The 4,017-nt window shown below is 60.5% G+C and carries 3 protein-coding genes; 1 reads left to right on the forward strand and 2 read right to left on the reverse strand.

The features are described from left to right. Positions 1 to 843: 843 nt before the first annotated feature. Positions 844 to 1,104 carry a hypothetical protein gene (locus E2C06_RS35615; RefSeq protein WP_133293266.1) on the reverse strand — a complete coding sequence of 87 codons (261 nt, stop codon included), beginning with the start codon at positions 1,102 to 1,104 and terminating at the stop codon, positions 844 to 846. Positions 1,105 to 1,348: 244 nt separating this feature from the next. Here E2C06_RS35615 and E2C06_RS35620 point away from each other — a divergent pair, with 244 nt between their 5' ends. Beyond that, positions 1,349 to 2,284 carry a calcium-binding protein gene (locus E2C06_RS35620; protein ID WP_133293267.1) on the forward strand — a complete coding sequence of 312 codons (936 nt, stop codon included), beginning with the start codon at positions 1,349 to 1,351 and terminating at the stop codon, positions 2,282 to 2,284. A gap of 614 nt (positions 2,285 to 2,898) precedes the next feature. Here the strand turns inward: E2C06_RS35620 and E2C06_RS40545 are convergent. After that, the gene (locus E2C06_RS40545; RefSeq protein WP_133293268.1) at positions 2,899 to 3,321 is read right to left on the reverse strand and encodes a M10 family metallopeptidase C-terminal domain-containing protein; all 423 of its coding nucleotides are present in this window, start codon (positions 3,319 to 3,321) and stop codon (positions 2,899 to 2,901) included. Between the last annotated feature and the right edge of the window lie 696 nt (positions 3,322 to 4,017).

Below are 4,017 nucleotides of genomic sequence, written 5' to 3' on the forward strand. Positions count from 1 at the left end.
TGAACGGCGCCGCCCGGGGGTTGGGGCTCGCCCCACCCCCGGGCATCAAGGGGGTCAGGTTTCGATCGGCGGACCAAGACGAAGTGGGTCAGATTTCAGGCGGCGTTGACACCCAGCGAGGACGAGGCCGCCCCCATGGTAAGCGAGTTCCACGCCCGGGGCGGTCAGGTGACCCTCTGTCCTCCACCGGATGACAGCGTCACCGATGGCGAGCCCGGACCCGGCAAACGCCGCTGAAAAGCTGCAAGGGCTGATTGACTGCGCTTCGACACCGCGCTTCCCCGCCTGGTGGGGCTCACCCGTACTGCCACTCACGCTTCAGCCGCACTCCCCGCATTCCATCGGTATCCCGAACGCTCGCCTCCCCTCTGATAAGGCCCGAACCCCGCTCCGGATGTTTTGGAAATATCAGCCTGCGCAAGGGGATTGCTGCAAATCCTGCGACAGCGCTTTGAGCTGCATTCGCTGACCATTGCGCAGCGCCTGCTGGCCAAATTGCCGGCGCTACCACCAGCGGAAACCGGATCGGCACGGATCAATGAGGCTCGGTTGCACGTGATCAGCGCAGAGGAGGCGTTCCGCACATTGCCGAGCGGCAGCACGCTGGATACCCGGCGGGGCGCCACACGCCAGTTAGGCGACTTCCGCCGCGACACTGCTGAGCGCTGGCTGGACGACAACCTCGTCGTTGTTGATACACGCCCCGCGCTCGGCCTTGTTTGGTTCGTCAGGCCAGCTGTCGAGATCCTCAGGACGGCTGCTGCCGGGCGTCGCGGTTGGCCAGCAATAGGTCCGTCACACTCCGGACTATGTGCGGTTTGCTGTGTTGTCCGAAGCCGCTTGCTATCTCGCGTCGCCTCGTGGGGTAGCAGGTTTAGCCGCGAGATTGAGCTCATCCTCCTCTGGCGAAAGCGGATCGTCCGTGACGATCGTCAGGAGGTCAGTCCCCTGGCCTTTCAGGATGACCAGTATGCCTACCACCATGAAGATCAGAGCTGCCGGGGTGCTTTGGTTCAGCACCACAGCAAGCGCCGCGAGGGCGACAAGGCCGGCCACCCAAAGCCATGTGTGCTCTTTGATATGGAGCAGGACAGGATGCTGCATGGCGTCTCTCCCTCCGAGCTTGGTTGCTCGTGTTAACATGTAAGCAATATATGCTCCATGTTTTCGACACCTACCAGAGGCGGAGAGCCTGTGAGTGGCCGAACCGCTGCACTCACAGCGCACGCATGGTCGCCTCCCGCGGATGTCGCGCATGCGTGTTCATAGGCCCGAGGAGTAGCGCGAAAGGGCCAAGCTTTTGTTTGGTGCGGGGTGGCCCCGTGCCGCCCTGCGGGAGGCAAAAGCCATGGCACTCACCACTGGAACGCTGAGCCCTGACACGCTCACCGGCACGGCCGAAACGGACCTTATCTTCGGGCGCGGCGGTGCAGACTTCGTCTCGGGTCGGGCGGGCAACGACGCTATTTTTGCCGGTTCGGGCGATGACACGATCGCCGGCGACAATATCCCAGTGCCCGCACTGGGCGGGCAGTTGGGAACAGGGCCCTACATATCGCTCGATTTCGGCCCGTACCCGCCCCGTTTCCTCGGAGAGACGCCGGGCAACAACCTGATCTTGGCGGACGCGGGCGATGACTTCATCCTGGCGGGCTTCGGCTCCGATATCGTCTTTGGAGAGGCAGGCAACGACACGATCTTCGGCTTCGGTGCCGCTGGCGAGAGCCCTTCGGGCAATACGGAGATTATCCGTGCGGACGGTTCCGACTGGCTGTTCGGCGGCGGCGACGACGACTCCGTTCTGGGCGGCGGCAGTGGCGACCTGCTGGATGGCGGGACCGGGCGGGACACGCTTAGCGGCGGCGTGGGTGCGGACACCCTGATCGGCGGCGCAGGACGTGACATCTTCCTGTACGGGCTCGGTTTGGAGCCCGGTGTCAGCGGCTCTGTCACCGGGCCTGACACCGGCGTCGGTCCCGGCAATCGCGACGTCATTCTTGATTTTCGGCCGGGCACGGATCGGCTGGATCTACATGGCTACAACAACCCCTTCCCAGATCCCGGCGGCGAGCCCCGGCCTGTCTTTCTTGGCACCGATCCGTTCGAGGCCAGCACCGGACTGCAGGTGCGCTACGAGATCGAGGGCGGCCATACCATCGTGCAGTTTGCCACCCGCTTCGGCCCTCCGCCTCGCGGACTACCAGTGCCAGTGCCCGAAGCGACCGGCGAGATCGAGCTGGTGGGCGTGCATCATCTCACGGCACGCGATTTCATCTTGAGCTGACATCGCCATGAAAGGGGAGGTGGACGCTCAACCGGTTAACGTGCAGCGTCGGATTTTTCGAAACGAAACCATGCGGCTGTAAATTCGCGGTTCGCTCACATGAAGGGATACGAGAGCGCGGAGAGCGCCTGCGAAACGAGGATGCGGCGCATCAGCACCGCACCCCAGGGCGGTCGCTCTTGCGGAACACCGGCCCAAAGCTTCGGCGACTTCGTAGCCACGAGCTACTACCCAAAGGGAAACGGAGCATCCTGTGCGAGTAGCACTGGCAGGTCCACTTCAGCCCAGAGGCGGTCGGGATCGGCTCGCAGCTGTCGAACAGGCTGCAGCTCACCTTTGATCCAGCTGAAGGACAGTTGGAGCTCGTGGCCCTCTCGGGCCAAGGCCTCAGCAACCGTATCCGACCAAACGAGATCGTCTATGGGGTGCTCTGCATCGAGCGGGAAGGCTTGGGGTCTCTCCACCGATCCCTCCTACGGCTGAGTCGCTACGATCTTTCACTGGCAACTACCACTCAGCGCAGTAGAGCAGCGAACGATCCAGATCGCCATTTTGGTTCTATCTGTGAGGCGCTGCCGGAATCCTTTGGCTGAGTCCGTTTGAGGCAAACTCAGTCAGCTAAAGATGAAATCACTGAGCCCGAGGGTGGAGACGCCGGCGATGAAGATTTCACCGTGATTCGAGGCTTGGCCGCTGATCCCACCGTATCGAACGTTAACGCCGCCATCGACTGCAGCGAAACTGACTTCTCGAATTGAAATGCTGCGGAACTCCAAGTGATCGACGCCACGAACGAAATCGGTGATTTGGTCGTATCCGTCAGCTCTGTAAAACACAAAAGTATCCGTACCATCTCCGCCAGACAACGTATCGTTTCCGGGTCCGCCGCGTAGACGATCGTTACCAGCATCGCCGAACAGACGGTCGCTGCCGCTGCCTCCGTTCAACGTGTCGTTTCCGGAGTAAGCATACAGTGCATCGTCGAAGTTGGTGCCAGACAAACCATTATTCGATTCGGATCCAAAAACATCAGCCATTCTTATATCTCATAAGTTGTTTATATAAGCCTTATTACGCGCATTCTGGACAAACTTGAGAACACAGATGCGCGATTTTGTTTTTGCAATTAATTGTTGTGGCAGTTGCGGCCCAACCCTGACGATCTGGCGTGGTGTTGTGGCTGCACGTGTGACGCGCGGCGCTTCAGCATGGCTTGAATGCGCATGCGCGCAGGTTCCTGCGTGTTGGTCGGCCGGGATGGGTGGAGTGTGGTCTTTCCCACCATCGCTAAAACGGCTGACGCCGTCGCTTGTCAGGCGCATCGGCCGACAGGGTCAAAGGACGATGATGGTTTGGCCTTCAAACACGCAATAAAAACGTGATGCGCGATTCACTCATCAGTGATTGCACGCAAAAGTTGTGATCGGCATACAGGGCACAGCAGCGTAGATCACTTGTTCGTGCTTCACGAAAAAGTGGGAAGCGGGCGCGGTCCTCGAACCGGCCTCACGGCCAATCGCGTTATCAATCTCAACTTATAATTGAGTATTGGGGTGAGATTACCTCAAAAACGCGATCTCAGGCAGCCGCGCCTCGCACGTCCCACGCTTCAAAGGACGTTTGACCATGGCCGCTACCCTTGACCTGACCCAGTTCAACACCGTCTGGGACGAAAGCTTCGACAACGGCACGGGCATGCTCTCCCGCAACTGGGGTCCCGGGATCGACACCAG

This window comes from Dankookia rubra (genome assembly GCF_004355005.1).
Taxonomy (GTDB): Bacteria; Pseudomonadota; Alphaproteobacteria; order Acetobacterales; family Acetobacteraceae; genus Paracraurococcus; species Paracraurococcus ruber_A.